At 34.6% G+C, this 26243-nt stretch carries 24 protein-coding genes; 14 read left to right on the top strand and 10 right to left on the bottom strand.

Features of this window, described 5'->3' with window-relative positions:
• Positions 1 to 39 precede the first annotated feature (39 nt).
• The 5 genes from ACR1PN_RS04160 (at position 40) to ACR1PN_RS04140 (ending at position 4737) form a co-directional block, all read left to right on the top strand.
• Positions 40 to 990, top strand: coding sequence for a LysR substrate-binding domain-containing protein (locus ACR1PN_RS04160; protein ID WP_378179106.1), 951 nt, complete (start codon positions 40 to 42; stop codon positions 988 to 990).
• A 229-nt stretch (positions 991 to 1219) separates the two neighbouring features.
• A complete protein-coding gene (gene metK, locus ACR1PN_RS04155) occupies positions 1220 to 2500 on the top strand; it encodes a methionine adenosyltransferase (RefSeq protein ID WP_433978997.1) in 1281 nt (426 codons plus the stop codon).
• A gap of 81 nt (positions 2501 to 2581) precedes the next feature.
• On the top strand, positions 2582 to 3070 hold the full coding sequence (locus tag ACR1PN_RS04150; RefSeq protein ID WP_378179100.1) for a hypothetical protein: 489 nt from the start codon (positions 2582 to 2584) through the stop codon (positions 3068 to 3070).
• Between the two features lie 185 nt (positions 3071 to 3255).
• Positions 3256 to 3843: an RNA polymerase sigma factor gene (locus tag ACR1PN_RS04145; protein ID WP_378179097.1), complete on the top strand. Its 588-nt coding sequence runs from the start codon at positions 3256 to 3258 to the stop codon at positions 3841 to 3843.
• A gap of 198 nt (positions 3844 to 4041) precedes the next feature.
• Positions 4042 to 4737: a YjjG family noncanonical pyrimidine nucleotidase gene (locus ACR1PN_RS04140; RefSeq protein WP_433978996.1), complete on the top strand. Its 696-nt coding sequence runs from the start codon at positions 4042 to 4044 to the stop codon at positions 4735 to 4737.
• Positions 4738 to 4806: 69 nt separating this feature from the next.
• Here ACR1PN_RS04140 and trpS read toward each other — a convergent pair whose 3' ends face one another.
• The 8 genes from trpS to ileS all read right to left on the bottom strand — a co-directional run bounded on the left by trpS (position 4807) and on the right by ileS (position 12634).
• Positions 4807 to 5775, bottom strand: a complete 969-nt coding sequence (gene trpS, locus ACR1PN_RS04135) for a tryptophan--tRNA ligase (protein ID WP_433978995.1) — start codon at positions 5773 to 5775, stop codon at positions 4807 to 4809.
• 50 nt (positions 5776 to 5825) lie between these two features.
• Complete coding sequence (locus ACR1PN_RS04130; RefSeq protein ID WP_433978994.1) at positions 5826 to 6830, bottom strand: hypothetical protein; 1005 nt, start codon at positions 6828 to 6830, stop codon at positions 5826 to 5828.
• A 6-nt stretch (positions 6831 to 6836) separates the two neighbouring features.
• Positions 6837 to 7481, bottom strand: coding sequence for a SanA/YdcF family protein (locus ACR1PN_RS04125; protein ID WP_433978993.1), 645 nt, complete (start codon positions 7479 to 7481; stop codon positions 6837 to 6839).
• A gap of 127 nt (positions 7482 to 7608) precedes the next feature.
• Positions 7609 to 8250 carry a lipoprotein signal peptidase gene (locus ACR1PN_RS04120; RefSeq protein WP_378179083.1) on the bottom strand — a complete coding sequence of 214 codons (642 nt, stop codon included), beginning with the start codon at positions 8248 to 8250 and terminating at the stop codon, positions 7609 to 7611.
• Positions 8250 to 8441, bottom strand: a complete 192-nt coding sequence (locus tag ACR1PN_RS04115; protein ID WP_433978992.1) for a DUF2683 family protein — start codon at positions 8439 to 8441, stop codon at positions 8250 to 8252. Before ACR1PN_RS04115 ends, ACR1PN_RS04120 begins: the two co-directional genes overlap by 1 nt.
• Positions 8442 to 8474: 33 nt before the next feature.
• Positions 8475 to 8720, bottom strand: coding sequence for a DUF6576 domain-containing protein (locus tag ACR1PN_RS04110; RefSeq protein ID WP_433978991.1), 246 nt, complete (start codon positions 8718 to 8720; stop codon positions 8475 to 8477).
• 84 nt (positions 8721 to 8804) lie between these two features.
• A complete protein-coding gene (locus ACR1PN_RS04105; RefSeq protein ID WP_378179074.1) occupies positions 8805 to 9185 on the bottom strand; it encodes a TraR/DksA family transcriptional regulator in 381 nt (126 codons plus the stop codon).
• A 59-nt stretch (positions 9186 to 9244) separates the two neighbouring features.
• On the bottom strand, positions 9245 to 12634 hold the full coding sequence (gene ileS, locus ACR1PN_RS04100; protein ID WP_433978990.1) for an isoleucine--tRNA ligase: 3390 nt from the start codon (positions 12632 to 12634) through the stop codon (positions 9245 to 9247).
• A gap of 383 nt (positions 12635 to 13017) precedes the next feature.
• On the opposite strand from ileS, the gene ACR1PN_RS04095 reads away from it, so the two are divergent.
• On the top strand, positions 13018 to 14310 hold the full coding sequence (locus tag ACR1PN_RS04095; protein WP_433979158.1) for a phenylacetate--CoA ligase family protein: 1293 nt from the start codon (positions 13018 to 13020) through the stop codon (positions 14308 to 14310).
• Positions 14311 to 14401: 91 nt separating this feature from the next.
• On the top strand, positions 14402 to 14995 hold the full coding sequence (locus tag ACR1PN_RS04090) for a hypothetical protein (RefSeq protein WP_433978989.1): 594 nt from the start codon (positions 14402 to 14404) through the stop codon (positions 14993 to 14995).
• Between the two features lie 31 nt (positions 14996 to 15026).
• Here ACR1PN_RS04090 and ACR1PN_RS04085 read toward each other — a convergent pair whose 3' ends face one another.
• On the bottom strand, positions 15027 to 16274 hold the full coding sequence (locus tag ACR1PN_RS04085; protein ID WP_433978988.1) for an NAD(P)/FAD-dependent oxidoreductase: 1248 nt from the start codon (positions 16272 to 16274) through the stop codon (positions 15027 to 15029).
• An 84-nt stretch (positions 16275 to 16358) separates the two neighbouring features.
• Here ACR1PN_RS04085 and ACR1PN_RS04080 point away from each other — a divergent pair, with 84 nt between their 5' ends.
• From ACR1PN_RS04080 to ACR1PN_RS04050, 7 genes are all read left to right on the top strand, one after another.
• Complete coding sequence (locus tag ACR1PN_RS04080; RefSeq protein WP_433978987.1) at positions 16359 to 17882, top strand: HAL/PAL/TAL family ammonia-lyase; 1524 nt, start codon at positions 16359 to 16361, stop codon at positions 17880 to 17882.
• A 202-nt stretch (positions 17883 to 18084) separates the two neighbouring features.
• Entirely contained in the window at positions 18085 to 18816 is a 732-nt protein-coding gene (gene fabG / locus ACR1PN_RS04075; RefSeq protein WP_433978986.1) for a 3-oxoacyl-ACP reductase FabG, read from the top strand.
• 10 nt (positions 18817 to 18826) lie between these two features.
• A complete protein-coding gene (locus ACR1PN_RS04070) occupies positions 18827 to 20047 on the top strand; it encodes a beta-ketoacyl-[acyl-carrier-protein] synthase family protein (protein WP_433978985.1) in 1221 nt (406 codons plus the stop codon).
• A 4-nt stretch (positions 20048 to 20051) separates the two neighbouring features.
• Positions 20052 to 20306, top strand: coding sequence for a phosphopantetheine-binding protein (locus tag ACR1PN_RS04065; RefSeq protein WP_100377894.1), 255 nt, complete (start codon positions 20052 to 20054; stop codon positions 20304 to 20306).
• 109 nt (positions 20307 to 20415) lie between these two features.
• The gene (locus ACR1PN_RS04060) at positions 20416 to 21300 is read left to right on the top strand and encodes a lipid A biosynthesis acyltransferase (protein ID WP_433978984.1); all 885 of its coding nucleotides are present in this window, start codon (positions 20416 to 20418) and stop codon (positions 21298 to 21300) included.
• Between the two features lie 233 nt (positions 21301 to 21533).
• A complete protein-coding gene (locus ACR1PN_RS04055) occupies positions 21534 to 23072 on the top strand; it encodes a phytoene desaturase family protein (RefSeq protein WP_433978983.1) in 1539 nt (512 codons plus the stop codon).
• Positions 23059 to 24834, top strand: coding sequence for a C45 family autoproteolytic acyltransferase/hydolase (locus ACR1PN_RS04050; RefSeq protein ID WP_433978982.1), 1776 nt, complete (start codon positions 23059 to 23061; stop codon positions 24832 to 24834). The genes ACR1PN_RS04055 and ACR1PN_RS04050 overlap by 14 nt, the downstream gene beginning before the upstream one ends.
• A 235-nt stretch (positions 24835 to 25069) precedes the next feature.
• Here ACR1PN_RS04050 and ACR1PN_RS04045 read toward each other — a convergent pair whose 3' ends face one another.
• The gene (locus ACR1PN_RS04045; protein ID WP_433978981.1) at positions 25070 to 26239 is read right to left on the bottom strand and encodes a DUF2062 domain-containing protein; all 1170 of its coding nucleotides are present in this window, start codon (positions 26237 to 26239) and stop codon (positions 25070 to 25072) included.
• Positions 26240 to 26243 lie beyond the last annotated feature (4 nt).

The following is a 26243-nucleotide window of genomic DNA, read 5'->3' as shown; positions in this document are numbered from 1 at the left end:
CAAAAACATCATATCTTTGTCATAGATAATATTAATCAGATGAACATTCAGCAATTGGAATATCTTATCGCTGTAGATAAGTATAAACATTTTGGTAAGGCGGCTCAAGCTTGTTTTATTACCCAGCCCACACTAAGTGCAATGATCCAGAAGTTTGAAGATGAATTGGATGTGAAGGTTTTTGACAGAACTACTCACCCGATCAGAACCACAGACGTGGGACTTCAGATCATTGATCAGGCAAAAGTGATTATCGAATCTGTTAATGAGCTGAAAAACAAAGCAAATTTGCTGAATAATATTTTGGGTGGAACAATCAATCTGGGAATTATCCCGACAGTTTCGTCGTTTATTTTACCGACTGAAATTTTCCATTTCCTGCAGGATAATCCTAAAATTCAGATGAATGTAAAGGAAATGACTACTGATAATATTATCAAAGCTTTGAAAGCAGGAGAGCTGGATGCCGGAATTATTTCTACACCGTATGATAATGCCAACGAATTTTATCAGGATTTCTTATTCAATGAAGAGCTGATGATCTATAGTTCTGATACAGAAGCAAACAAGAAAAATACATTTATTGTTCCTGAAGAGATGAATGTGGAAAAAGTCTGGCTTCTAGAAGAAGGCAACTGTCTTAGAAGTCAGTTTGAAAACATCTGCCATTTAAAAGAAAATACTTTAAAACCTAAAAACCTTGATTTCCTTGCTTCCAATATTCAGACTTTGGTACACATGGTTGATAAAGTGGGTGGAATCAGCATTTTACCAGAATTGGCTTTGAACCAACTTTCAGAAGAGCAGAAAGGTAAAGTTTTCAGATTCAAAAAACCTTTCCCGTACAGAGAAATCAGCATTATTTATTATAAGCCGACATTTAAACAGAAAATTATTGATGAGCTTGGATCTTTTATTAAATCTTCTTTAGAGTCAAAATTAAATTACCATGAGGCTCCGAAAGATTTTGTGAGTATAAAACCGCAGTAATCTTGTGATTTAGTATAAATCATTAATTTAAAGAAAATTATCATAAACCAAGAAAAGTTTTGAGTATTAAAAAATAGTGCTTAACTTTGCAGACGTTTATTAACGAGGAAAAATTTGACCTGATTGCAACCTCTATAAAAAAATGCTAAAACAGTAATTCTTTTTAGCTTTTTCTGGGTAGTTATTCATTCTTTTCTTCATATTTTTTAATTAAAAAATACAAAGATATATGTCTTATTTATTCACATCTGAATCAGTTTCAGAAGGACATCCGGATAAAATCGCAGACCAGATTTCCGACGCACTTATTGATAACTTTTTAGCATACGACAAAACTTCAAAAGTTGCTTGTGAAACTTTGGTTACTACAGGACAGGTTGTGTTGGCAGGAGAAGTAAAATCTGATGCTTATTTAGATGTACAGCATATTGCGAGAGAAGTAATCAACGGAATTGGTTATACAAAAGGGGAATATATGTTCAACGGAGATTCCTGCGGGGTTATTTCTGCCATCCACGAGCAGTCACCGGATATTAACCAAGGTGTTGACAGAGCCGTTGCTGACGAAAATTTCGAAACAAAAGCAAATGCTCAGGGAGCGGGAGACCAAGGAATGATGTTCGGTTATGCAACCAACGAAACGGCAAACTATATGCCTTTGGCTTTAGATTTGGCGCACACAATTCTTAAAGAACTTTCTGCAATCAGAAGAGAAAATTCTGAAATTACTTACCTTCGTCCTGATGCAAAATCTCAGGTTACAATTGAGTATTCTGATGATCACAAGCCGATAAGAATCGATTCTATTGTGGTTTCTACGCAGCACGATGATTTCGGCGCTGAAGAAGAAATGCTTAATAAAATCAGAGAAGACATTAAAAATATTTTGATTCCAAGAGTTGTTGCTTTACAGGCTGATGAAATCAAAGCTTTGTTTAATGATCAGATTAAATATCACATCAATCCAACTGGGAAATTCGTTATCGGAGGCCCTCACGGAGATACAGGCCTTACAGGAAGAAAAATCATCGTAGATACGTACGGTGGAAAAGGAGCTCACGGTGGTGGTGCTTTCTCAGGAAAAGATCCTTCAAAAGTAGACAGAAGTGCGGCTTATGCGACAAGACACATCGCTAAAAACTTAGTGGCTGCAGGTGTTGCAGATGAGGTTTTGGTACAGGTTTCTTATGCAATTGGTGTGGCTGAACCTTGTGGTTTGTATATTAATACTTACGGAACTTCTAAAGTTGGTTTAAATGATGGCGAAATTGCTAAAAAAGTGTCTACCGTTTTCGACTTGAGACCATATGCAATCGAGCAGAATTTAAAATTGAGAAATCCTATTTATCAGGAAACTGCTTCTTACGGTCACATGGGAAGAGAGCATTATGTTGCTGATAAAACTTTCAATAAGGGTCTTAAAAATGAGTTGACTCTTGAAGGTTTGGAATTCTTCACTTGGGAAAAATTAGACAAAGTAGAAGAAATTAAATCCGCTTTCGGAATTTAATTCTGCTTTTCGGTATAGAAACTGCTTTAACATGAAAATGCTAAAGCAGTTTTTTTTATTTTTACACCTAAATATTTTATAATGAATATGCGATCTGCAATCACGATACTTTTTCTCTTTTTTGTCGGAACTTTGGTAAAAGCTCAATACACCGTGCATAAAATGATTAATGTGGGCTATGTTTATCAAAACCAAAGCTTTGGAGAAGTCGGAGGCAAATTAATGTTTCTGAAAAATGACGATGTGATTTACAGATTGGGAGCTTCGGCTTTAATGGGATCTGCAAATTCAGAATTTGCGATTATGCCTAAACTACAGGGTGATATTTTATTCAACTTTGAAAGAAATGTAGACTTTTATCATTCTTATTATTTTCTTGCCGGAGTTGAGGGAACCAATAAATATGTTGCTCCAAAAATCGGAGTTACTCTTTTCGGGATTTTAGATCTTACCGGAGGTTATGCTTTTCCTGTCGGAAATTCAGGTTTAAACGGTAAAGAATTAAAGGGTCTAAATGTAAATTTCTCATTAAATATTCCTACAGCCTTCTTACATGATATGTTAAAGTAACTTTTTTTGAATTATTGTTGTAAATATTTAATAATTGGTTAACAGTTATTAAATTTTTATTTATATTTACAGCATAATTTAATGCTTATTGATAAGACTCTACTTTAATACCCGTTTACGCAAACAAAATTAAGCTTGATCCTAGTCAGGAAAAATTTGTCAGCGGATAATATTTGAGAAGAGTTATGAAATCAACAGACAGTCAGTTAATATCCTTGTACCAAAAGGGCGACGAAGAGGCATTATCCATATTAATCCATCGTCATCAACGAGAGCTATTTACATTTATTTTATACAAAATAAATGATCAGGATCTTGCGAATGATGTTTTCCAGGATACCTTTATCAAAATTATTGTCATGCTTAAAGAAGGGCGTTACAACGAAGAAGGTAAATTTATTCTTTGGGCAAAAAGAATTGCTCAGAATCTTATTATCGACCATTTTCGTGCCAAAGCAAAAAATGTAAAAGTTTCTGAAACAACATTCAGCAGCGATGAGTTTTCTATTTTCGATTTAATCAGAGAACCTTCGGAAAACATTGAAGATCAGCTGGTAAGTATTCAGATTCAGGAAGATTTGCTGAAAATGTTGCAGTTCCTGCCGCAGAATCAACAGGAGGTGATAAAACTCAGGTTTTTTGACGGGCTAAGCTTTAAAGAGATCGCAGAACATACTGATATGAGCATTAATACGACTTTGGGACGTGTACGATATGCACTAATCAACCTCAGAAAAATCATGGAAGAAAATAATATTATCCTAACAAGATAATAATTCACAATGTTTCACGTTTTAAAGAAAAAACTTTTTTCGCCTATGAAAAAAAACGATTCTTTAAAAATGAAAAGCTTGAAACCCAAAAAGCAAACCATTGATTTTTTGCTCAGTTTCTCAAAAAATCTTGAAGTAGTGAAGATTAAAAATAATCATATTCACCTTTCAAAAAATTAATCATTAATTTTGTGCTGTATGAAAATTCAGCACATTTTTTTTGATCTCGACAACACACTTTGGGATCATCGCCGAAATGCTTATCTTACCATAAAAGATCTTTTCGAAAAAGAAGAAATTACTTTAAAATACAGTATCGATTTTGAAGAGTTTCATTCTGTTTACCACGAAATCAACGAAAAACTTTGGGAGCAGATCCGTGACGGAGAAATTGATAAGGAATATCTGAGGAAACATCGTTTTTATGATACTTTCAATCGTTTTGGAATTGATGATTTAGAACTGTCTATGTTTTTTGAAGAACATTTCTTAGATAAAATTCTTAATTATAATTTTCTTGTTGAAGGCGCAGAATATATTTTAGAGTATTTAAAAACTAAAAATTATACGCTTCATATTATCTCCAATGGTTTTCAGGAGGTCACGGAAAGAAAATGTATTCTTTCAGGCATTGATCATTATTTTCAAACGATTACCAGTGCAGATTCTGTTGGGGTAAGAAAACCTGAACCAGCGATTTTTGATTATTCCCTTGGATTGTCTAAAGCTAAAAAAGAAGAAAGTATTCTGATTGGTGACGATTGGATTGCTGATGTAATCGGTGCTCAACAATTCGGAATGGATGTTATTTTCTTTGATGTTTTAAATGAAAATAAAGAAGCGGAGAATTTAAAAGTGATTAAGCATCTTTTGCAGATTAAAGATTATTTATAAATGTATTTAAAAAGTTTCGGTGGCACCAGAGGTGCCGCCGAAACTTTATTCATTAAGAATTTTCAGAAATTAAACTCCTAAACTTTCTCTTACTCTTTTAATGGTTTCCGTAGCAATTACTCGTGTTTTTGCTGCTCCTTCCTGAAGTTTTGCTTCCAGTTCATCAAGATTGTTCATGTAGTAAGAAAATAATTCTCTTTCTTTTTCAAATCTTGTTAAAATTAATTGTAAAAGCTCCATTTTAGCATGACCATAACCGAAGTTTCCAGCTAAATATTTTGCTCTTAATTCTTCTGTTTGTTCAGCCGTTGCAATCAATTCATAAATTGCAAATGTTTTATCGGTTGACGGATCTTTCGGTTCTTCCAAAGTTTTAGAATCACTTTCGATGCTCATTACCTGTTTTTTCAGTTCTTTTTCAGGTAAGAAAATATTGATGATGTTTCCTCTTGATTTAGACATTTTGTGTCCATCAACTCCGGGAACATATTTCGTGTTTTCCTGCAATTCAGCTTGCGGTAAAACCAAAACTTCACCCATGTGATGATTAAATCTTGAAGCTACATCACGCGCAATTTCCAAATGCTGAAGCTGGTCTTTTCCTACCGGAACGATTTCGGCATCGTATAGTAAAATATCTGCAGCCATCAAAATCGGATAAGTAAACAAACCTGCATTTACATCCTGCAAACGGTCTGCTTTATCTTTAAATGAATGCGCCAAAGTCAGTCTCTGATAAGGAAAAAAACATGATAAATGCCAAGAAAGTTCACAGGTTTCAGGGATGTCGCTCTGTCTGTAAAAAAATGTTTTTTCGGTATCTAATCCACAAGCAAGCCAAGCCGCAGCAATCTCGTAGGTGTTATTTTTAAGTTCTTTTGCATCTTTAATCTGCGTCAATGAATGTAGATTCGCAATAAATAAAAATGATTCATTTCCTGACTGCTTAGAAAGTTCTACTGCAGGAATAATTGCACCCAAAAGATTACCAAGGTGCGGTGTTCCGGTGGCTTGAATGCCGGTAAGAATTCTTGACATTTTGTTTTAAATTATTTTAAAAAATTATTGAACTGCAAATTTAGGGAAAATTACTTTCTAATTGCGTTGTAGTATCTTAATCCCGCTTTTTTCATCCAAATATGTGGAATCATTTTTATTCTCTTTTTTTCAATATCGGTAATTACAGCACTGAAATTAAATATTAAATAAGTGTATTTTCCATCATCCAACATCATAAAATAATCTATATTATTGTAGCCAAAGAACAGTATGTTTTCCGTGTTTTTCAGTTGGTTTTCAAAGGCTCCAAAAGAATTTTTTTTATAATATTTTAAATTTTGTTGAATTTTATCTAAGGATTTTTTATTTAGTATTTTTTTTGATTTAATATTCTGGCGATAAACAGTTTTGTTTTTATTTAATACTTCTATGATAACTGAAGGTTTTGCCACAATACCATTATTTAAAGTCTGAAATATTTGAATAGCATCTAAAAATGAAACATTGTTATAAAAATAAGCTTGTTGATTTAATTTTCTGATATTAAATTCTGATAAAAATCTCTTCTCTCTTTCTTTTATTTTTAAACTATCTTGGGGTGTACTTTGTATGTTGGGATTAAATAAATTGTTTTCTCCAACTTTTGCGTCAGGATTTTCATTCAGAAGACTTCCTAATCTAATTATTTTTCTAAAACCATTTAAATTAACTCCATTGCGGTCGTATTTCAAATTTTTGAATGAACTATAATAATTAATAACCTTTCCGTTTTGGTTATCGATAACAATTATTTTTTCTCTAAACCATTCATCAAATGCTTCCTTATCTTCTGGTTTAAGGCTATAATGTAAAGATTTTTCAAAAATTTTATTTCGAATAGAATCCAGATTGTTTTTATATGAAGTTGAATCTAAAGTTGTGTAAATTTTTAATTTTTTTTCTTTAGTATTAATTTTAAGTTTTTCAAGCTCTTCATCTACAAAACGAATAACGGTGCTGTCTTTGATCTGTTTATGATCTGCATAATAATAAATATTCTCCTTTTTACAGGAAATTAGAATGAATATTAATATGACTAGCTGTAAAAATCTCATCGGGATTTAAGGAATTAAAATCTTCTCCCCACCAAACTTTGGTTCCACCCCAAACATAAAATCCCAAAAAACTTTTGCTCTTGCCAGTTTTTCTCTTGCATTGGTTTTAAAACCGGCATATTTATTGACGTCTGCTGCGTTGTAACCCCAAGCTTCAATTCCGTTTTTTCTTGCGAGATAAACTGCTCTTTCATTGTGAAATCTTTGTGAAATAATAATGTATGAGTTTTGACCGAAAATTTCCTTTGCTCTTAAAACAGAATCCAAAGTTCTGAAACCAGCAAAATCTTCAAAAATCTTATCGGCAGGAACTCCGGCTTTGATGAGCTCGTTTTTCATTTCTTCCGGTTCATTGTAATCTTTTTTAGAATTGTCTCCGCTTACAATGATATTCTTTATTTTTCCGGATTTATACAATTCAGCAGCGGCTTCAATTCTGTTGAAAAAGTAAGCATTCGGATTTCCATTGGATAAAGTTTTACTCGTACCTAGAAGAAGTCCGGTTTTTTCATCAGGCAATGTGGAAATATTGGAAGTTACATAATCTTCCGTCTGATTATTAATCGTAAAGTTTGACCAGACGATAAAAATAATTCCTGCCACGAAAAGCAGCAGGAAAATTTTGATGGTATTTTTTATAAATTTTCTCATACATTTTAGACCTTGAAGGTTTCATAAAAGTATGAAATCCCAATGAGTTTGCAACACAAAAACCTATAAAAATTGTGGGATTAAATATGTCCTTTAAAAGACAATAAAAATCTACAGATTAAATATTCTAAAATTCAAGTCCGTTCGGGAACGCTTTTTTTCTGAAAATTAATAACAATGCAGCTCCGACTGTAATGGCTGAATCGGCAACATTAAAGATATATTTGAAAAATTCAATATGTTTTCCGCCAATTAAAGGCCAGCTTTCAGGAACATACCAATCAACGATCGGAAAGTGAAGCATATCTACAACACAGCCTTTCATAAACGTAGAATAACCCTGGCCGAAAGGAACCAATTTGGAAACTCCGCCATAGCCGATCCATCTTGCGGTGCTTTCATCGAAAACGGTTCCACTGTCGAAAATCAATCCGTAAAACATTCCGTCAATTAAATTTCCAATCGCTCCGGCAAAAATCATCGCCATTGGAATCAGTAAGTAGTTTGATTCGCCCCTTTTCAGCCATTTTTTAAACAGATAAACCATTCCGCCGATCAGAAAAATTCTTACAATAACCAGAAAATATTTACCGATAATTCCGCCAAAATGAAAACCATACGCCATTCCAGGATTTTCTACAAAAGTCTTGTTGAAAAAACCGTTGATTACGGGGATGCTTTCATTAAGTTCGAAATTTGTTTTTACATAAATTTTAGAAACCTGATCAATCAATAAAATAAGTAAGGTTACTAATGCTACTTTCTTCATTATTGATCTTTCTTTGGATTGTCTTTAAAATTCCTTGCAGGTTTTTCTTTTTTCGGAGTGCGTGGTTCGAAATTTTGAGTTTTTGCTCCTCTTGTATGAAATTTTTCATATCGGATTCCGATATCTTTCATGACACTTTTAAGTGCATTCAGCTCCATTTGGTTTTTTGGGTGTACAATTAATGCTTCCATTTTAATTAATTTTTTTGTCGTTCTGAATGAGATTTACTTTTTTGAAAGTTCGTCGAGTCTTTTTCTGTCTTTTGCAGACAGATCATTGACTCCGTTTTTGCCCATTTTGCTCAGAAGACGGTCTATTTCTTTTTCTCTTTCTCTTTTGTCTGAATTGAATTTGTCATCAATCGTATAATTTTTTTCCTTTTCAGGGAAGAATCTCTGCTTTATTTTTTCTCTGTTGAAAAACCATAAAACAGCAATAAGAATGACAGCTAAAATAATGAATTCAGTCATAGATATATTACAAATTAGGTTTATAAAATGTCGTAAAACAAATTATAAACCTAATTAATTATTTACAAAAATAAGATAAAAATTTTATCTCTGCATATTTTTAGCTTCAATACTCAAAGTAGCGTGCGGAACTGCCAAAAGTCTTTCTTTAGGAATCAGTTTTCCGGTTACTCTGCAAACGCCGTATGTTTTGTTTTCAATTCTGATCAAAGCATTTTTCAGATCACGTACAAACTTTTCCTGTCTTCCTGCAAGAATAGAATTCTGCTCTTTGCTCAGTGTTTCTGCGCCTTCTTCAAACGCTTTGAAAGTAGGCGAAGTATCGTCTGTACCGTTGTTCTGATCGTTAATAAAACTTTCTCTTATCAGCTGAAGATCTTTTTCGGCTTTATCTATTTTTTCTCTAATTACTTTTTTAAATTCCTGTAGATCAGCATCGCTATATCTTACTCTTTCGTCTTGCATGTTCTTTTTTCTTTTTAATAAAATTATGAATTGGAATTTGAAAAAACAATAATTAAATATTAATTTTTTTCAACATTCACCTTGAATTTAATGTCATCTATGTCGATTTCGTTAAAATTTGAAAGTGAAGATACAATTTCTATTTTATTTGACAAGACTTCAGATGAAATATATTCTTCATTTTCTTTAATTTGATTTAAAAATGGTGAATTTTCTTCCAAAAAGATAGTAATTCTGTCTGTTAATTCAAAATCTTTATCTTTTCTGATGTTCTGAATCCTGTTGATAAACTCTCTCGCAATTCCTTCAGATTTTAATTCTTCTGTTAGCTTCAAATCTAATGCCACAGTTGTTTTTCCGTCTGAAGTTACCGTCCATCCCGGAATATCTTTTGTTGAAATTTCTACATCGTTCACGGTAATTTCATATCCCTGAATTTCGATGCTTCCGTTTTTCTCCAAAGAAGAAATCTGCTCTGCTGAAAGATTATTGATTTCATTACCAACTACTTTCATGTCTTTTCCAAGTCTTGAACCTAAAGTTTTAAAGTTGGGTTTAATCTGCTTTACAATTAAATGTGATGCTTCTTCAGCATTAATTAACTGCAATTCTTTAACATTAACTTCTTGTTTAATTAATTCTGCAACTGCCAAAATCTGCTCTTCAGTTTTAGCATCCAGCACAGGAATTAAGACTTTTTGTAACGGTTGACGCACTTTTACATTTTCTTTCTTTCTCAGAGAGAAAACCATACTTGTAATATTTTGCGCCAAATGGGTCTTTTCAACCAAATCCTGATCGATTAAACTTTCATCTGCAACCGGGAAATCTGTTAAATGTACAGATTCATTGCTGTCTTTTCCTGTTACTTTGTTTAAATCCTGATACAACTGATCCATAAAGAACGGAGCGATTGGAGCAGATAATTTAGCAACAGTTTCAAGACACGTATATAAAGTCTGGTAAGCAGAAATTTTGTCATCAGAATAATCTCCTTTCCAGAAGCGTCTTCTGCACAATCTTACGTACCAGTTACTCAAATTATCATTCACAAAATTGCTGATTGCTCTTGCAACTCTTGTCGGTTCGTAATCTTCGTAGAAAGCTTTTACTTCCTTAATTAATAGGTTTAATTCAGATAAAATCCATCGGTCGATCTCAGGTCTATTCTCGATTTCTTTTTCAGAATAATTAAATCCGTCAACATTTGCATATAAACTGAAGAAAGAATACGTGTTGTAAAGCGTTCCGAAGAATTTTCTTCTTACTTCATCAATTCCATCTTTGTCGAATTTCAAATTTTCCCAAGGATTTGCATTGGAAATCATATACCAACGTGTCGCATCTGGACCGTAATCTGAAAGGGTTTCAAAAGGATCAACTGCATTCCCTTTAGATTTTGACATTTTCAGACCATTTTTATCCAAAACAAGTCCGTTACTCATTACATTTTTATAAGCAACTGAATCAAAAACTGCTGTTCCGATCGCATGAAGTGTATAGAACCATCCACGAGTCTGGTCAACGCCTTCAGCAATGAAATCTGCAGGGAAAGCTTTATGCGTGTCGATTAATTCTTTATTTTCAAAAGGATAATGCAATTGCGCATATGGCATTGACCCTGAATCGAACCAAACGTCGATCAGGTCACTTTCACGGTTCATTGCTTTTCCTGAATCTGAAACCAAAACAATTTTATCAACAATATTTTTATGCAAATCAACCAAAGAATAGTTTTCTTCAGACATATTTCCGATCTCAAAATCTTTGAACGGATTTTCTGTCATGAATCCTGCTGCGATTGATTTTTCAATCTCATTGTATAATTCTTCGATAGAACCGATGATTTTTTCTTCTTTTAAATCTTCTGTTCTCCAGATTGGCAACGGAATTCCCCAATATCTGGAGCGGGAAAGATTCCAGTCGTTTACATTTTCAAGCCAGTTGGCAAAACGTCCTTCACCGGTAGATTTCGGTTTCCAATTGATGTCTTTGTTTAAATCTACCAACCTGTCTTTTACGGCAGTCATTTTTACAAACCAAGAATCTAATGGATAATATAATACAGGTTTGTCAGTTCTCCAGCAATGAGGGTAGCTGTGAACATATTTCTCTACTTTGAAGGCTTTGTTTTCTGTTTTCAACAAGATTGCGAGTTCCACATCCCAGGACTTTTCTGGTGCAGTTCCTTCGTCGTAATATTCGTTTTTAATATATTTTCCAGAGAATGTTTCCGGAACATTTTCTCCTTTGATAAACCTACCTTGTAAATCTACCAATGGAACCAAATTATCATTCTCGTCTTTGATCAACATTGGCGGAATTCCCGCTTCTTTGGCAACTCTCGCATCATCTGCACCAAAAGTAGGAGCGGTGTGAACAACACCTGTTCCGTCTTCTGTCGTTACAAAATCTCCTAAAATTACTCTGAAAGCATCTTCAGGATTATCATTTGGTGTAAACCAAGGAACTAACTGCTCATATTGAGTTCCAACCAATTGTTCGCCAGTAAATTCTTTTAAAATTTTAAAAGGAATTGTTTTACTGTCTGAAGTATATTTTGCTAAGTCTTCATCAGTTCCTTCCACATATTTTTTGCCGAAATTCTTTTCCACTAAAACTCTTGCCAAAACAACAGTTATTGGTTCAAAAGTATATTGGTTGAACGTTTTCACGACTACATATTCAATATCTCTTCCAACTGTCAACGCTGTGTTTGAAGGCAAAGTCCAAGGGGTTGTAGTCCATGCTAAAATGCTTACATCACCGTCAACATCATTGAATAACTTTGAAGAATCTTTTTTAACTTTAAACTGAGCGACAATCGTTGTGTCAGTAACGTCATGATACGTTCCAGGCATATTCAATTCCGCAGAAGAAAGCCCGGTTCCCGCTTTTGGAGAGTAAGGTTGAATGGTGTAACCTTTGTACAATAAATCTTTATTGTACAATTGTTTCAACAACCACCAAACCGTTTCCATGTATTTTGATTTGTACGTGATATAAGGATCCTCCAAATCTACCCAATATCCGATTTTTTCGGTAAGGTGATTCCAAACGTCCGTATAACGCATTACTGCTTCACGACAAGCTTTGTTGTAATCTTCAATCGAAATTTTTTTGCCAATATCTTCTTTCGTGATTCCGAGTTCTTTTTCTACACCCAGTTCTACAGGAAGACCGTGTGTGTCCCATCCTGCTTTACGAAAAACCTGCTTTCCGTTCTGCGTCTGGTAACGGCAGAAAATATCTTTCAACGCTCTCGCCATAACGTGGTGAATTCCGGGCATTCCGTTCGCTGAAGGCGGACCTTCGTAAAATACAAACTCAGGTTTTCCCTGACGTGTTTCCACACTTTTTGCGAAAGTATTGTTGGTTTTCCAGAATTCCGAAACTTGTCCGGCGATGTCAATAAGATTGAGGTTTTTATATTCTTTAAATTGGCTCATTGTAATTTCTCAATTTGTTGATGATTAATCAAGTTGGCAAATTTAGTGATTTTTGTCGGTTTATAATATATGTTTTATTTTGATAACGTCTATGAAAAAGTTGTTGAAAACTTTAGGATGAGAAAATGTGAATAGTCAATTGTTAAAAGTGAATTTTATGATAGGTAATAAAACAAAATGTGTAGCTTGTAATTCAATAGAGGCGGGCTTTAGCCCGGCTTCAATATTGTAATTTCGCATTGGCTTTAGCCAAAACTTATTTTCTCGTACATTTTGCTGATTGCGCAGATTTAATTTTAATATTATCATCTGTGAAAAACTGCATAATCTGTGGGAAATAATTAATTTAAAATTAAATAAATTTGTCTTCTAAATTTAAACTATTGGAACTTTTCCCATCCATCGAAAAAGCAAGCGTTCAGGAAATAAAAACTTTTCAGGAAGAAAAACTGAAAGAGCTTTTGAAATATCTTGAAAGTCATTCACCTTTTTATCAAAGATTATTCAAAGAAAATAATATTACTATTTCTGAGATTCAAACCTTGGAAGATTTGCAGAAAATTCCGACGACTGCAAAGAATGATATCCAACAGAATAATGATGATTTCTTTTGTGTTCCAATGACAGAAATTGTTGATTTCAGTACTACTTCCGGAACGTTGGGCGACCCTGTGACTTTTGGTTTGTCGGACCGTGATTTGGAAAGATTGGCATACAATGAAGCCATTTCTTTTGCCTGCGCAGGTATTCAGAAAGGCGATGTTGTACAGATGATTACAACGATTGACAAGCGATTCATGGCCGGACTTGCTTATTTTTTAGGATTAAGAAAAATGGGTGCAAGTGTGGTGAGAATGGGCCCCGGAATTCCAGAGCTGCAATGGGACTCTATTTTCAGATATAAGCCAAAATATTTAATTACCGTTCCTTCGTTTTTGTTAAAAATGATTGATTATGCTGAAAAAAATAATCTTGATTATAGAAATTCCAGTGTTTGTGGGGCAATTTGCATCGGGGAAAGTTTGAAAAATCAGGATTTTACAGATAATATTCTTTCTCAAAAAATCAAAGGAAAATGGAATATTCAGTTATACTCTACATACGCTTCAACCGAAATGAGTACAGCGTTTACAGAATGTGAATTTCAGATTGGTGGACATCAACATCCGGAATTAATTATTACGGAAATTCTCGACGACGAAGGAAATCCCGTAAAAGAAGGAGAAAGTGGAGAATTAACAATAACAACTTTAGGCGTTGAAGCGATTCCTTTGCTGAGATTCAAAACGGGAGATATTGTAAAAGCACATAACGAACCTTGCGAATGTGGAAGAAACACGATGCGATTGGGTCCTGTTATCGGCAGAAAACAGCAGATGATCAAATATAAAGGAACGACTTTATATCCACCTGCAATGTGTGATATCCTGAATGATTTTAATGGAATTTCCTGTTATCAGATTGTCATTCATTCTAATGAAATAGGTTTAGACGAAATTATTATTAAATTGAGCACAGAAAATAATGATGAAAACTTCATCAGTGAAGTTCGAGACCATTTTCGTGCAAAATTGAGAGTCAGTCCTAAAATTGAGATTGTTGATTTTGATATTTTATCTAAAATAGTTTTTCATCCAAACAGCAGAAAGCCCATTACATTTATTGACTCAAGATAGATTTTATTCTATAAAGATTGAAATATTATTATTTAATTAAAGTGGGATTTCTTTTTCTAATGCTATATTTGTTGCTTTAATTTTTTAATCTATGAAAAAAATATTTCTGCTTTTGTTTGTTACAGTTACAACCATGTCTTTCGGTCAGAATCTTACAATAATATCAGGAAATCTTGGCTTTCTGAAAGGACAAACAGAAGTTAATGTTGAACGCAATTACGGGAGTCCGCTTTTTCAGGCTGATAATTTTTCGGAAACTGAATATTTAGAAAGACGACATAAAGAAACGGTGGCTAAAAAAGGTGAAGCTGCCTGGAAAACCTGGATTGATACTTGGGAACAACACGTGGAAACAATTTGGACAGAAAAGTTTGTCGAAGGTTTAAATAAATCGAAGAAAATTAAATTCGCTCAAAATATAGAAGCTAAATATACTTTAATCATCCGTCCAACGTGGATGTATGCTGGTTGGAGCGGTTTTGTAACACAACCCGGAAAATTATCTGCAGAAATTACAATTGTAGAAACGGCAAATCCTTCAAACGTTTTGGTGACCATGAAAGGAGATAAAATTGAAGGTGTTGGAAGTAAGGTCGATTATGGAATGGAATATGGCAGACTTTCAGCGGCCTATGAAAAAACAGGAAAGGAAGTCGGAAAAGAAATTAAAAAAGCTTTGAAATAAAACAAAAGCGGTCTAAGTTCAGACCGCTTTTTTATGCTTGTTGCTGTTTTTCTGTTTTAATGAAATTGGCAAGATTTACGATTGCCGTGTCGTGAATTCTTACGAATGTATTTTTTTTGTCCCAGACGTAGCCAGCCAAAACTGCGCAAATTTTTCTTTTCACATCAGGATTTTCCGGTTGGTGGAAAAATAATTCCTGAAGATTTCCGGTGTACCATTCTTTCACATACGTTGTGAAAACATTCACGCCATATAAAATATAATCTGCAAATTCTTTTTGCCAATCTACTTTTTCGCCTTTTAGCTGTCTTATCGCCAGTTTTGCTGCTGTCATTCCGCCTTCGGTTGCAAAAGCCATTCCCGATGAGAAAACCGGGTCAAGAAATTCTGACGCATTTCCAGTCAACGCAAATCCGTCTCCGAATAATTTTTTAACTGAACAAGAATAGTCTTTCAGATGTTTTGGTTCGAAAATAAAATCCACCTCGCCAAAACGCTTTACATAATAATCAGAAAGAGAAATTGCTTTTCTAAGGGCTTCTGCAGAATCCCCATTTTCGGATAATTTATCGATATATTCAGTCGGACCAACAATTCCTACGCTCGTATTTCCATTCGAGAAAGGAATTACCCAAAGCCAGACTTCGGTTTCGATAATGTCAAACGAAATCAAAGTTCCTTCTACACCTTCTTCTCTGTTGATATCAACAACATGAGAGAAAATGGCAGAATGTGGAGAAAGTTTTGAAGGTTTTTCCAAATCCAAAAGTCTCGGTAAAACTCTTCCGTAACCACTGGAGTCGATGACAAATTTTGCATGAATCTCTTTGGTTTTCCCGTCTTTATTTTTAACCGTTGTGATAGAATCCGTTCCGTTAAATTCAATTCCGATTACTTCAGTTTCAAATTCGAGGTCGATGCCTTTGTTGATGACTTCCTGAGCCAAAGTGTTATCAAAATCAGCTCTAGGAACCTGCCACGTCCAGTTCCATCCTTCTCCGAACTTATTGCTGAAATCAAAGATGCAAACTTCATCTCCTCGCATGAAACGTGCTCCCAATTTTTTTTCAAACCCCATTTTATCTAAAGCAGGAAACAGTCCGGCTTCATCAAAATGATCCATCACTCTCGGAATTAAGCTCTCACCTACCACAAGTCTGGGGAATTTTGTTTTTTCAACAACTTTCACGTTGATATTATTCTTCTTTAAATAAGCAGAAGATACGCATCCTGAAGGCCCGGCTCCAATTACCAAAACATCAACAATTTCTTTGTCCATTTGTTTAATAAAACTTTTTATCTTTGCGCAAAATTAGTGACAATTAATTATATCTAACAAAATTATCTCTTATTACTTTAATTAATGAAAATAAATAAATTTTTAGAACTGAAAGATTTTCAGAGAATTATTATCGAAAACGAAAGGATAGAATTAGATTCATCACTTCTCCAGAGAGTGAATGAGAGTTTTTCTTTTCTTAAAGAATTTTCAAAAAATAAAGTAATTTATGGAGTGAATACCGGATTCGGACCGATGGCCCAGTTTAAGATCAGTGACGAAGATACTCATCAGTTACAATATAATCTGATCAGGAGTCATTCTTCGGGTATTGGAAACCCACTTCCTGCTGACGAAGCGAAAGCCTGTATGTTAGCAAGACTGAATACTTTGTCATTAGGAAATTCCGGCGTTCATGAGTCTGTTGTAAACTTACTTAAAGAATTAATAAACAGAGATATTACACCATTGATTTTCGAACACGGTGGTGTTGGAGCAAGTGGGGATTTGGTTCAGTTGGCACATTTGGCTTTAGTTTTAATTGGTGAAGGCGAAGTTTTCTATAAAGGAGAAAGGAAATCAACGAAAGAAGTTTTTGAAACGGAAGGTTTAGAGCCGATTCAGGTAGAAATTCGTGAAGGTTTAGCGCTAATGAACGGAACTTCTGTAATGTCAGGAATCGGAATTGTAAATGCATACAAAGCCAATCAGTTAACTGAAATCTCAATTAAATTATCTTGCGCCATCAACGAAATTGTTCAGGCGTACGATGACCATTTATCGGAAGCTTTAAATGGAACAAAACTTCACATCGGTCAGCAAAAAATCGCTGAGAAAATGAGAAATCATTTAGCCGACAGTAAATTAATCAGAAAAAGGGCAGATCATTTATATACTCATTTCGAAGAACAGGAAAAGGTTTTCAAGGAAAAAGTTCAGGAATATTATTCTTTGAGATGTGTTCCGCAGATTTTAGGCCCGGTTTTAGATACTTTAGAATACACTGAAAAAGTATTGGAAAACGAGATTAATTCAGCAAATGATAATCCGATTATTAATGTTGAAGACAAACATGTTTACCACGGAGGAAATTTCCATGGAGATTATATTTCTTTGGAAATGGATAAGCTGAAGATTGTGGTTACCAAACTGACTATGTTGGCTGAAAGACAGCTTAATTATCTTTTAAATGCTAAAATCAATGAAATTTTGCCTCCTTTTGTCAATTTAGGTAAATTAGGATTTAATTTCGGGATGCAGGGCGTTCAGTTTACGGCAACTTCTACTACAGCAGAAAGTCAGATGCTGTCAAACTCAATGTATGTGCATAGTATTCCTAATAATAATGACAATCAGGATATTGTGAGCATGGGCACGAATGCGGCGGTAATTTGCAGAAAGGTGATCGAAAATGCTTTTGAAGTTCTTTCTATTGAAGCAATTACAATTGTTCAGGCAATTGAATATCTTGGTTTTCAGGATAAAATTTCATCTAAAACGAAAGCATTATACGATGAAATCAGAAAAATTATTCCTGCGTTTTCTGATGACATGATAATGTATCCGTATATTCAGAACGTGAAAGATTATCTGAAGAATAATATTTAGCATGATTGAATCGAACCCGAAGGGTTCAATATGAGTAGTCGTAGGTAAAACCTATGGAAATAAAATTAGAATACAATCTGAACCCGATAGGGTTCAATAATCTAAAACTAAAAAACACATGATATCGCCATTGTTTGAAAATCAAATTTCATTATGATAACGCGATAACGTATGACTTTGAAAAAACAATACATATATCTATATGAAATGTGCAATCATAACAGGTGGTTCCAGAGGAATCGGGAGAGCAATCTGTATAAAACTGGCTGAAGAGAAAAATTATCATATTTTAATCAACTATACTTCAAACGAAACTGCTGCAAAGGAAACTTTAGCTAAAGTTGAAGAACTGGGAGCTACCGGAGAAATTCTGAAATTCGACGTAGGAAATGCTGAAGAAACTCAAAAAGTTTTAACAGCATGGCAGGAAAACAATCCAAACGCTGTAGTTGAAGTTATTGTAAATAATGCAGGAATCACAAGAGACGGGTTATTTATGTGGATGCCGAGTGAAGACTGGAATTCTGTGATCAATACAAGTTTAAATGGTTTTTATAACGTGACCAATTTCTTTATTCAGAAATTGTTGCGTAACAAATATGGCAGAATTATCAATATGGTTTCAGTTTCGGGGGTGAAAGGTACTGCCGGACAAACCAATTATTCTGCAGCGAAAGGAGCTTTGGTAGGCGCTACAAAAGCGTTGGCCCAGGAAGTGGCAAAGAGAAATATCACGGTAAATGCAGTAGCACCTGGATTTATCAGAACAGATATGACGCAGGATTTTAATGAAGATGAATTGAAAGCTATGATTCCTGCAAACAGATTTGGAGAAGCCGAAGAAGTAGCAGATTTAGTGGCATTTCTGGCGTCAAGAAAAGCTTCTTACATTACGGGAGAAGTAATTAATATTAATGGTGGAATTTATTCATAATCATCAGTAAATGGAAAATAGGGTTGTAATTACCGGAATGGGAATTTATTCTTGCATCGGAACCTCTCTGGAAGAAGTAAGAGAATCCCTATATCAAGGTAAATCCGGAATTATTTTAGATAGAGAAAGGAAAAAATTCGGATTCAGATCAGGGCTTACAGGAGTTGTTCCGAAACCGGATCTGAAAAATCTTTTGAGCCGTAGACAGCGTGTAAGTATGGGCGAGGAAAGTGAATATGCTTATCTTGCGACCATTGATGCACTTAAACAGGCAAACCTAGATCAGGATTTTCTGGATGCTTATGAAGTTGGTATTTTATATGGAAACGACAGTGTTTCTCAGGCGGTGGTAGAATCTATTGACATTGCGAGAGAAAAGAAAGATACGACACTGATGGGATCCGGAGCCATCTTCAAATCCATGAACTCTACGGTTACAATGAACCTTTCTACAATATTTAAGTTGAGAGGAATCAATCTTACCATCAGTGCAGCCTGTGCAAGCGGATCACATTCTCTTGGATTGGCTTATATGATGATTAAAAACGGTTTTCAGGACATGATCGTTTGTGGTGGTGCTCAGGAAACCAATAAATATTCAATGGCAAGTTTTGATGGTTTGGGTGTTTTCTCAGTAAGAGAAAATGAGCCGCAGAAAGCTTCAAGGCCATTTGACTCTGAAAGAGACGGCTTAATTCCGAGTGGTGGAGCAGCAACTTTAATTGTTGAAAGTTTAGAATCTGCACAGAAAAGAGGTGCAAATATCATTGCTGAAATTGTTGGTTATGGATTTTCTTCAAACGGAGGTCATATCTCAACACCAAATGTTGACGGACCGGCTTTAGCAATGAATAGAGCCCTTAAACAATCAGGATTAAACGCAAAAGATATTGATTATATTAATGCTCATGCGACTTCTACGCCTATTGGAGACGCTAATGAAGCACGAGCTATTCACGAAATTTTCGGAAATGAAGTTCCTGTGAGTTCTACCAAATCAATGACGGGGCATGAATGCTGGATGGCGGGTGCAAGTGAAGTGATTTACTCTATTTTGATGATGCAGAATGATTTCATCGCTCCGAACATCAATCTGGAAACGCCTGATGAAGACGCTCAAAAGATAAATCTGATCTCCAAAACAAAAAGTCAAAAAATTGATGTATTTTTGTCGAATTCTTTCGGATTTGGGGGAACCAATTCCGCATTAATAGTTAAAAAATTTGATTAAAAACATGGAAAGAGAAAAAATTATTGCTATAGCAAATGATTTTTTGATTAACGAATTTGAAGTCGACGGAGATGAGATCAGCAACGAGGCTAATCTCAAGAAAACCCTTGGTTTAGACAGTTTGGATTATATAGATCTTGTAGTGGTTATAGAATCTAATTTCGGGGTGAAATTAGGAGAAGCTGACTTTAAGCAAATGGTAACATTTGATGATTTCTACACGACCATCGAAAATAAAATCGCTGAAAAAAACGCATAATTATCGATTAAAAATCTACTCTAACCATGTAACAATATAGCAGTCTAACAGTTTTCAATGTTTAAAATATTGTTACATGGTTAGACTGATATATCGCTAAATTAGAACTATGAACAAATGGAAAGGTAAATCTAAAGGCACTATTTTAGGATATAAAATCTTCGTCTGGTGCATTAGAAATATCGGGATCCGGAGTTCATATGTTGTTTTATATTTTGTTGCTGCTTACTATTTTTTATTTCTGAAAAAAAGCAACCGATATATTTCTTATTATTTTCATAAGAGACTTAACTATAGTTTTTGGAAATCAAAGCTTTCCGTTTTCAAAAGTTATTTTACATTTGGTCAGGTGTTAATTGATAAAACTGCCATTTCTGCGGGGCTTAGAGAAAAATATACCTACGAATTTGACGGTGTTGAAAATCTTAAAAACCTTCTAGCAGAAAAAAAAGGAGGCGTTTTAATCAGCGCTCACATAGGGAATTTCGAAATTGCCGAACATTTCTTTGCCGATATTGATTTTGACTGTCAGATTAATTTAGTGACAACGGATCAGGAAGTTACGGTGATTAAAGAATATCTTGAGAGTGTTTCCGTCAAAGCAAGCAGCATCAAATTCATTTACGTAAAAGAAGATATGTCGCACATTTTTGAGATTAATGAAGCCTTATCAAAGAATGAATTGATTTGTTTTACAGGCGACCGTTATTTTGAAGGTTCCAAATTCTTGGAAGGCGATTTACTCGGAAAATCAGCGAAATTTCCGGCTGGACCTTTTCTCATTGCCTCGCGATTGGGAGTTCCGGTTGTGTATGTATATGTGATGAAAGAAAAAAATCTTCATTATCATTTATACGCGAGAGTAGCTCAGAACGTTAAAAAGCGCGATGCACAGGGGCTTTTGAATTCTTATACTCAAAATTTGGAATCAATGATCAGAAAATATCCTCTTCAATGGTTCAATTACTTCGATTTTTGGGATGATATTGATTAAATTTCCTACTTTTACCCCAGAAAAAACTAATATTTAAAACTCAAACACTAAGATTCTTTTATGAATTAATCCTTTTTTGCTTTGATTTTCATTGATTAAGTTTTACTTTGCTGAGTGTTAACGCCTTTGCGAACTCAAAAACAGTTAATTGTAAAAAAATCTTTGCGAACTTTGCGTTAAATAAAATTATTTCTAAATTTCTTTCTAAATTTCTTGGTAATTAATTTTCTCCTTTGAAAAAAGAATTTGACATACTTGTAATCGGCAGCGGATTGGGAGGTCTTGTTTCGGCACTTGTTTTGGCGAAAGAAGGTCTGAAAGTCTGTGTTTTGGAGAAAAATAACCAATATGGCGGAAATTTACAGACCTTTTCCCGCGATAAGATGATTTTCGATACCGGAGTTCACTATTTAGGCGGGCTTTCGGAAGGGCAGAATCTTCATCAGTACTTTTCTTATCTGGAAATTATGGAAGATCTTGAAATTCAGAAAATGGATGAAGACGGTTATGATAAAATTACTTTCGGAGAAGAAGAAACTGAATATCCTCACGCGCAGGGTTATGAGAATTTTATCGAGCAGTTAGCCAAATATTTTCCTGAAGAAAGGGAAAATTTAGAAGATTACTGTGAGGAAATTCAGAGGGTTTGCAGTCAGTTTCCGAGATATAATCTGGTAGGGAAAGACAATTATAACGAAGAAATCCTTCATCTCAACACGAAAAGATTTATTGAGTCTTTAACTTCAGATAAAAAGCTTCAATCTGTTTTACTGGGATCCAATTTTTTATATGCCGGAGATTCTGAAAATGTTCCGTTTTACGTGCATGCTTTGACGGTGAATTCTTACATTCAAAGTGCTTATAAATGTGTAAAAGGCGGAAGCCAGATTTCAAAATTACTGATCCGAAAACTCCGTCAATACGGTGCTGAAGTTCATAAGCATTCCGAAGCTTCCGAATTTATTTTTAATGAAACAAATTCTTTAGCAGGCGTAAAAACCAAGACCGGAAAAGAATATTCGGCGAAACAGTTTATTTCCAATATAGAAATCCGTTCAACCATTAAACTGATTGGGGAAGAACGGCTGAAAAAATCTTTTTTAAACAGAATAATGAGTTGGGAACCTGTTCCTTCGTGTTTCAGTGTTTATCTGGTCTTAAAACCTCAGACGGTTCCGAATTTTAATTATAATATTTATCATTATTCCAACGAAGAACTAGTTTGGAATGCGTATCGTTACGAAAAAGAGTCATGGCCCGAAACATACATGCTTTCTTCTACTCAATCAAAATATCACCCTGAATTTGCAGAAAGCTTAACGGCTATTTCTTATATGAATTTTGAAGAAGTAAAAGAATGGGAAACGACTTTTAATACCGTTGCAGACGAGCATGAAAGGGGAGAGTTGTACGAAAATTTTAAGCTTGAAAAAGCGGAGAAAATGATTGATGCTCTGGAAAAGAAAATTCCAGGTTTAAGGCAATCAATTAAAAAAAATTATACTTCTTCGCCACTGTCTTACCGTGACTATATCGGAAGTTTCGACGGAAATATGTATGGCTACACCAAGAGTTCAGAAAACCCATTGAAAACTATGGTTTCGCCACGAACAAAGATTGATAATCTATTTCTTACCGGACAATCTGTAAATATGCATGGAATTTTAGGTTGTACCATCGGAGCATTTAATACCTGTTCTGAAATCTTGGGAAAAGAAGTTATCGACGAAAGATTAACACAATTGATTAATAAAAACAATGGTGAAAAATAACAGCAGGTGTACTTTGCAGTCTGTCATTCAGAATGAAAAGAACTGGAATAAAGAATCTAAATGTAAAAAAACAGATTTCTCCTTTCGTCGAAATGACAGAGTTTTGATCTTATTTTTTCTCATTCTAAACCTTAGCCTTATCTTGACATCCTGTGGAATAAGAAAATCCATCAAACATATTCCCGATGTAAAACAATATTCGCTTGAAATTCCGAAAGTCAACAAGATCAATGATTCTACTTTTAATTTTAATCAAAATTATTTAACCAAAAATAAACAACAGCTTTGGGAGCTCTATATCAAAGGAAATTCTTTACAATTGGGCTATAATAATGGAGCTTTAACGCAAAATTTAATGCAGAAACAGGAAGAAATATTCTTTTCAAAAGTGGAAGGTTTTGTTCCGTCGAAGTTTAAGCAAAATTTATTGCGCGGCTTTCTAAAATGGTATAACCGAAAAATGTACCTGAACGTTCGTGAAGATTATCAGGCAGAATTATACGGCTTATCTCAATATTCATCAGATAAATATGATTTTATCGCTCCGAAATTTTTGCGGAGTATGTACTTGCACGGAGCGCACGACATTGGTCACGCGATGCAGGATTTGATGGTAGTTGGCTGTACTTCTCTCGCAGTCTGGAATGAAAATACAGAGGACAGAGATCTCCTGATCGGAAGAAATTTTGATTTTTACGTCGGTGACGATTTTGCTAAAAATAAATTAATAGAATTTGTAGAGCCAGAAGAAGGAATTCCTTATTTGTCTGTAAGCTGGCCGGGGATGATCGGAGTCGTTTCGGGAATGAATAAGGAAGGAATTACGGTGACGATTAATGCAGGAAAATCTAAAATCCCGCTGACGGCAAAAACGCCGATTTCTTTGGTAACAAGAGAGATTTTACAATTCGCAAAAAACATCGATGAAGCGATTGCCATTGCCAAAAAACGGAAAGTTTTCGTTTCAGAATCGATTTTGGTGGGAAGTGCGAATGATAAGGATGCGGTGATTATAGAAGTTTCTCCGGATAATTTTGGAGTGTACAAAGTGGAAAATACGAGCCGTGTTTTTTGTACAAACCATTTCCAGTCGGATGCTTACAAAAATGATAAGAGGAATCAAAAACATATTGCAGAAAGTCATTCTGAATACCGTTATGAAAAATTGCATGAACTTTTACAGGAAAATAAAAAGCTTAATCCTGAAAAAATGGCTGCGATTTTAAGAGATAAATCGGGTTTGAAAGAGGAAAAGATCGGCTACGGAAATGAAAAGGCAATCAATCAGTTGTTGGCGCATCACGCGGTGATATTTTCGCCTCAGAAAAAGCTGGTTTGGGTTTCTTCAAATCCGTACCAGTTGGGAGAATTTGTTTGCTATGACTTAAACGAAATTTTTTCGGATAAAAGATTGAAAAACGGAGAGTTTGCAAAATCGAACTTAAACATAGCAAAAGATCCTTTCGTAGATTCTAAAGAATTTGAAAAATATGAAGAATTTAAATTTGCTAATGGAGAAGTTCAACGTGCGATTGATGGTGATAATGTTCTTTTAACTGATGATTTTATTCCGCATTATCAGTCGTTGAATCCTGATTTTTGGTTCGTTTACTATCAATCCGGAAAATATTATTTTAAGCAAAAAGAATTTTCTAAAGCAAAAATTGAATTTGAAAAAGCTCTGACTAAAGAAATAACAACGGTTCCGGACAATGGAAATGTGAGAAAATATTTGAAGAAAACTATAAAAAAGTTGAAATGATATTGAACCCCTCCGGGGTTCGCAGTGAAGATTTTCATTTACCCCAGATTACACTTGAGGCTATTTATATTCAGCCACTGCGTGGCTGTGCAAAATAATTAAAATTGACAAAACTTCTAACCCCGTTTGAGCGGATGTGTGAACTTTTTTAGATTCCGGCGGCTCGTCGAAGACAAGCCGCCGGAATCTAAAAAAGAGCGAGTAGCGAAAGTAGGAATCAGCTCCTAAAAATCAATTATTTCTCAGGACTTACTTTATTTAAAAAAAGAAAAGTCGCAATCCCGGAAATCACGGACATTGTTGTTGCCAAAATAAGACTTCCGATTATGTATTGAAGCAGATTATTTTTTACCAGTTCAAAATTTAATTCCTCACTCAGAATATTGCTTTCACTCTGTACAAAAGGAGATCCCAAAAATAAAGCAGCAGCAATGATAAAAGGAATAAACGGAGGCAAGCTTACATTAGAAGCCACAAAAGCCAATACTTTATTCAGCTTAAATAGCACCGCAAGAGAAATGGTAAGCAGGGTATGAAATCCCCAAAACGGAGAAAAACCTATAAATACACCCAAAGCAATGGAAAAAGACTTGGTTCGGTTGCTTCCATCACTTTCCAGAACATCTTCTTTTAGAAATCTTTTAAAGCTTTTTTTTTTGAAATTATTCACGAAGTTCCGCGGAATAATATAAAGTAAAGTAATGGTCACCAAAATTGTATTCAGAATGCTGATCCTTGTAAAATCCTTAAAAGGTCTGAAATGAGAAACTCTTTCTGCCGGATCATACAAAACTTTTATAGAAACATTCTTTACGGGCACATGTCGCCATGCGGTTCTTACGATTATTTCAATTTCAAATTCAAATTTCGGAGTAAAATACTTTTTAGGAATTTTGTGTAAAGGATACAATCGATAACCGGATTGTGTGTCTTCAAGCTTAATCCCGGTTTCGAACCAGAACCAAAAATTCGAAAAACGATTTCCAAAGCTGCTTTTCTTAGGAATTCCGTCCTGAGACATATTTCGGTTTCCAATCAATAAAACATCTTCATTTTCATTAAGCAAAGCTTCTACAAAAACAGGAATATCATTGGGATAATGTTGTCCATCAGAATCGATGGTTATCGCATAGTTATGATCCAATTCTTTTGCCTTTCTGAAGCCGATTTTCAAGCCGTTTCCTTTTCCTTTGTTCTCAGGTAAACTGATGAGACTAATCTGAGAATATTGGCTTAAAATCTCCTTTGTGGAATCGGTGGAGCCGTCGTTGACAACAATGATATTTTCTGTGTAATCTAAAACACCATCGATCACTCTTTTCAGAGTTTTTTCATTATTGTAAGTAGGAATTAAAACGCAGATCTTTTTTTCAGAGATTGCATTTTGTACTTCAGGCAGGTTCATTGTT

It is taken from the genome of Chryseobacterium sp. RLHN22, from assembly GCF_051011795.1.
GTDB classification, from domain to species: Bacteria; Bacteroidota; Bacteroidia; order Flavobacteriales; family Weeksellaceae; genus Chryseobacterium; species Chryseobacterium zhengzhouense.
This window is presented reverse-complemented; position numbering and strand designations above follow the sequence as displayed.

What these genes read in the sequence shown, in the direction of transcription:
- ACR1PN_RS04145 (WP_378179097.1), top strand. Translation starts at nt 3,256, where the DNA reads ATGAAATCAACAGACAGTCAGTTAATATCCTTGTACCAAAAGGGCGAC.
- ACR1PN_RS04150 (WP_378179100.1), top strand. Translation starts at nt 2,582, where the DNA reads ATGAATATGCGATCTGCAATCACGATACTTTTTCTCTTTTTTGTCGGA.
- ACR1PN_RS04080 (WP_433978987.1), top strand. Translation starts at nt 16,359, where the DNA reads ATGAAAATAAATAAATTTTTAGAACTGAAAGATTTTCAGAGAATTATT.
- ACR1PN_RS04115 (WP_433978992.1), bottom strand. Translation starts at nt 8,441, where the DNA reads ATGGAAGCATTAATTGTACACCCAAAAAACCAAATGGAGCTGAATGCA.
- trpS (WP_433978995.1), bottom strand. Translation starts at nt 5,775, where the DNA reads ATGTCAAGAATTCTTACCGGCATTCAAGCCACCGGAACACCGCACCTT.
- ACR1PN_RS04160 (WP_378179106.1), top strand. Translation starts at nt 40, where the DNA reads ATGAACATTCAGCAATTGGAATATCTTATCGCTGTAGATAAGTATAAA.
- ileS (WP_433978990.1), bottom strand. Translation starts at nt 12,634, where the DNA reads ATGAGCCAATTTAAAGAATATAAAAACCTCAATCTTATTGACATCGCC.
- metK (WP_433978997.1), top strand. Translation starts at nt 1,220, where the DNA reads ATGTCTTATTTATTCACATCTGAATCAGTTTCAGAAGGACATCCGGAT.
- ACR1PN_RS04050 (WP_433978982.1), top strand. Translation starts at nt 23,059, where the DNA reads ATGGTGAAAAATAACAGCAGGTGTACTTTGCAGTCTGTCATTCAGAAT.
- ACR1PN_RS04085 (WP_433978988.1), bottom strand. Translation starts at nt 16,274, where the DNA reads ATGGACAAAGAAATTGTTGATGTTTTGGTAATTGGAGCCGGGCCTTCA.
- ACR1PN_RS04105 (WP_378179074.1), bottom strand. Translation starts at nt 9,185, where the DNA reads ATGCAAGACGAAAGAGTAAGATATAGCGATGCTGATCTACAGGAATTT.
- ACR1PN_RS04140 (WP_433978996.1), top strand. Translation starts at nt 4,042, where the DNA reads ATGAAAATTCAGCACATTTTTTTTGATCTCGACAACACACTTTGGGAT.
- fabG (WP_433978986.1), top strand. Translation starts at nt 18,085, where the DNA reads ATGAAATGTGCAATCATAACAGGTGGTTCCAGAGGAATCGGGAGAGCA.
- ACR1PN_RS04110 (WP_433978991.1), bottom strand. Translation starts at nt 8,720, where the DNA reads ATGACTGAATTCATTATTTTAGCTGTCATTCTTATTGCTGTTTTATGG.
- ACR1PN_RS04070 (WP_433978985.1), top strand. Translation starts at nt 18,827, where the DNA reads ATGGAAAATAGGGTTGTAATTACCGGAATGGGAATTTATTCTTGCATC.
- ACR1PN_RS04045 (WP_433978981.1), bottom strand. Translation starts at nt 26,239, where the DNA reads ATGAACCTGCCTGAAGTACAAAATGCAATCTCTGAAAAAAAGATCTGC.
- ACR1PN_RS04120 (WP_378179083.1), bottom strand. Translation starts at nt 8,250, where the DNA reads ATGAAGAAAGTAGCATTAGTAACCTTACTTATTTTATTGATTGATCAG.
- ACR1PN_RS04060 (WP_433978984.1), top strand. Translation starts at nt 20,416, where the DNA reads ATGAACAAATGGAAAGGTAAATCTAAAGGCACTATTTTAGGATATAAA.
- ACR1PN_RS04090 (WP_433978989.1), top strand. Translation starts at nt 14,402, where the DNA reads ATGAAAAAAATATTTCTGCTTTTGTTTGTTACAGTTACAACCATGTCT.
- ACR1PN_RS04125 (WP_433978993.1), bottom strand. Translation starts at nt 7,481, where the DNA reads ATGAGAAAATTTATAAAAAATACCATCAAAATTTTCCTGCTGCTTTTC.
- ACR1PN_RS04065 (WP_100377894.1), top strand. Translation starts at nt 20,052, where the DNA reads ATGGAAAGAGAAAAAATTATTGCTATAGCAAATGATTTTTTGATTAAC.
- ACR1PN_RS04130 (WP_433978994.1), bottom strand. Translation starts at nt 6,830, where the DNA reads ATGAGATTTTTACAGCTAGTCATATTAATATTCATTCTAATTTCCTGT.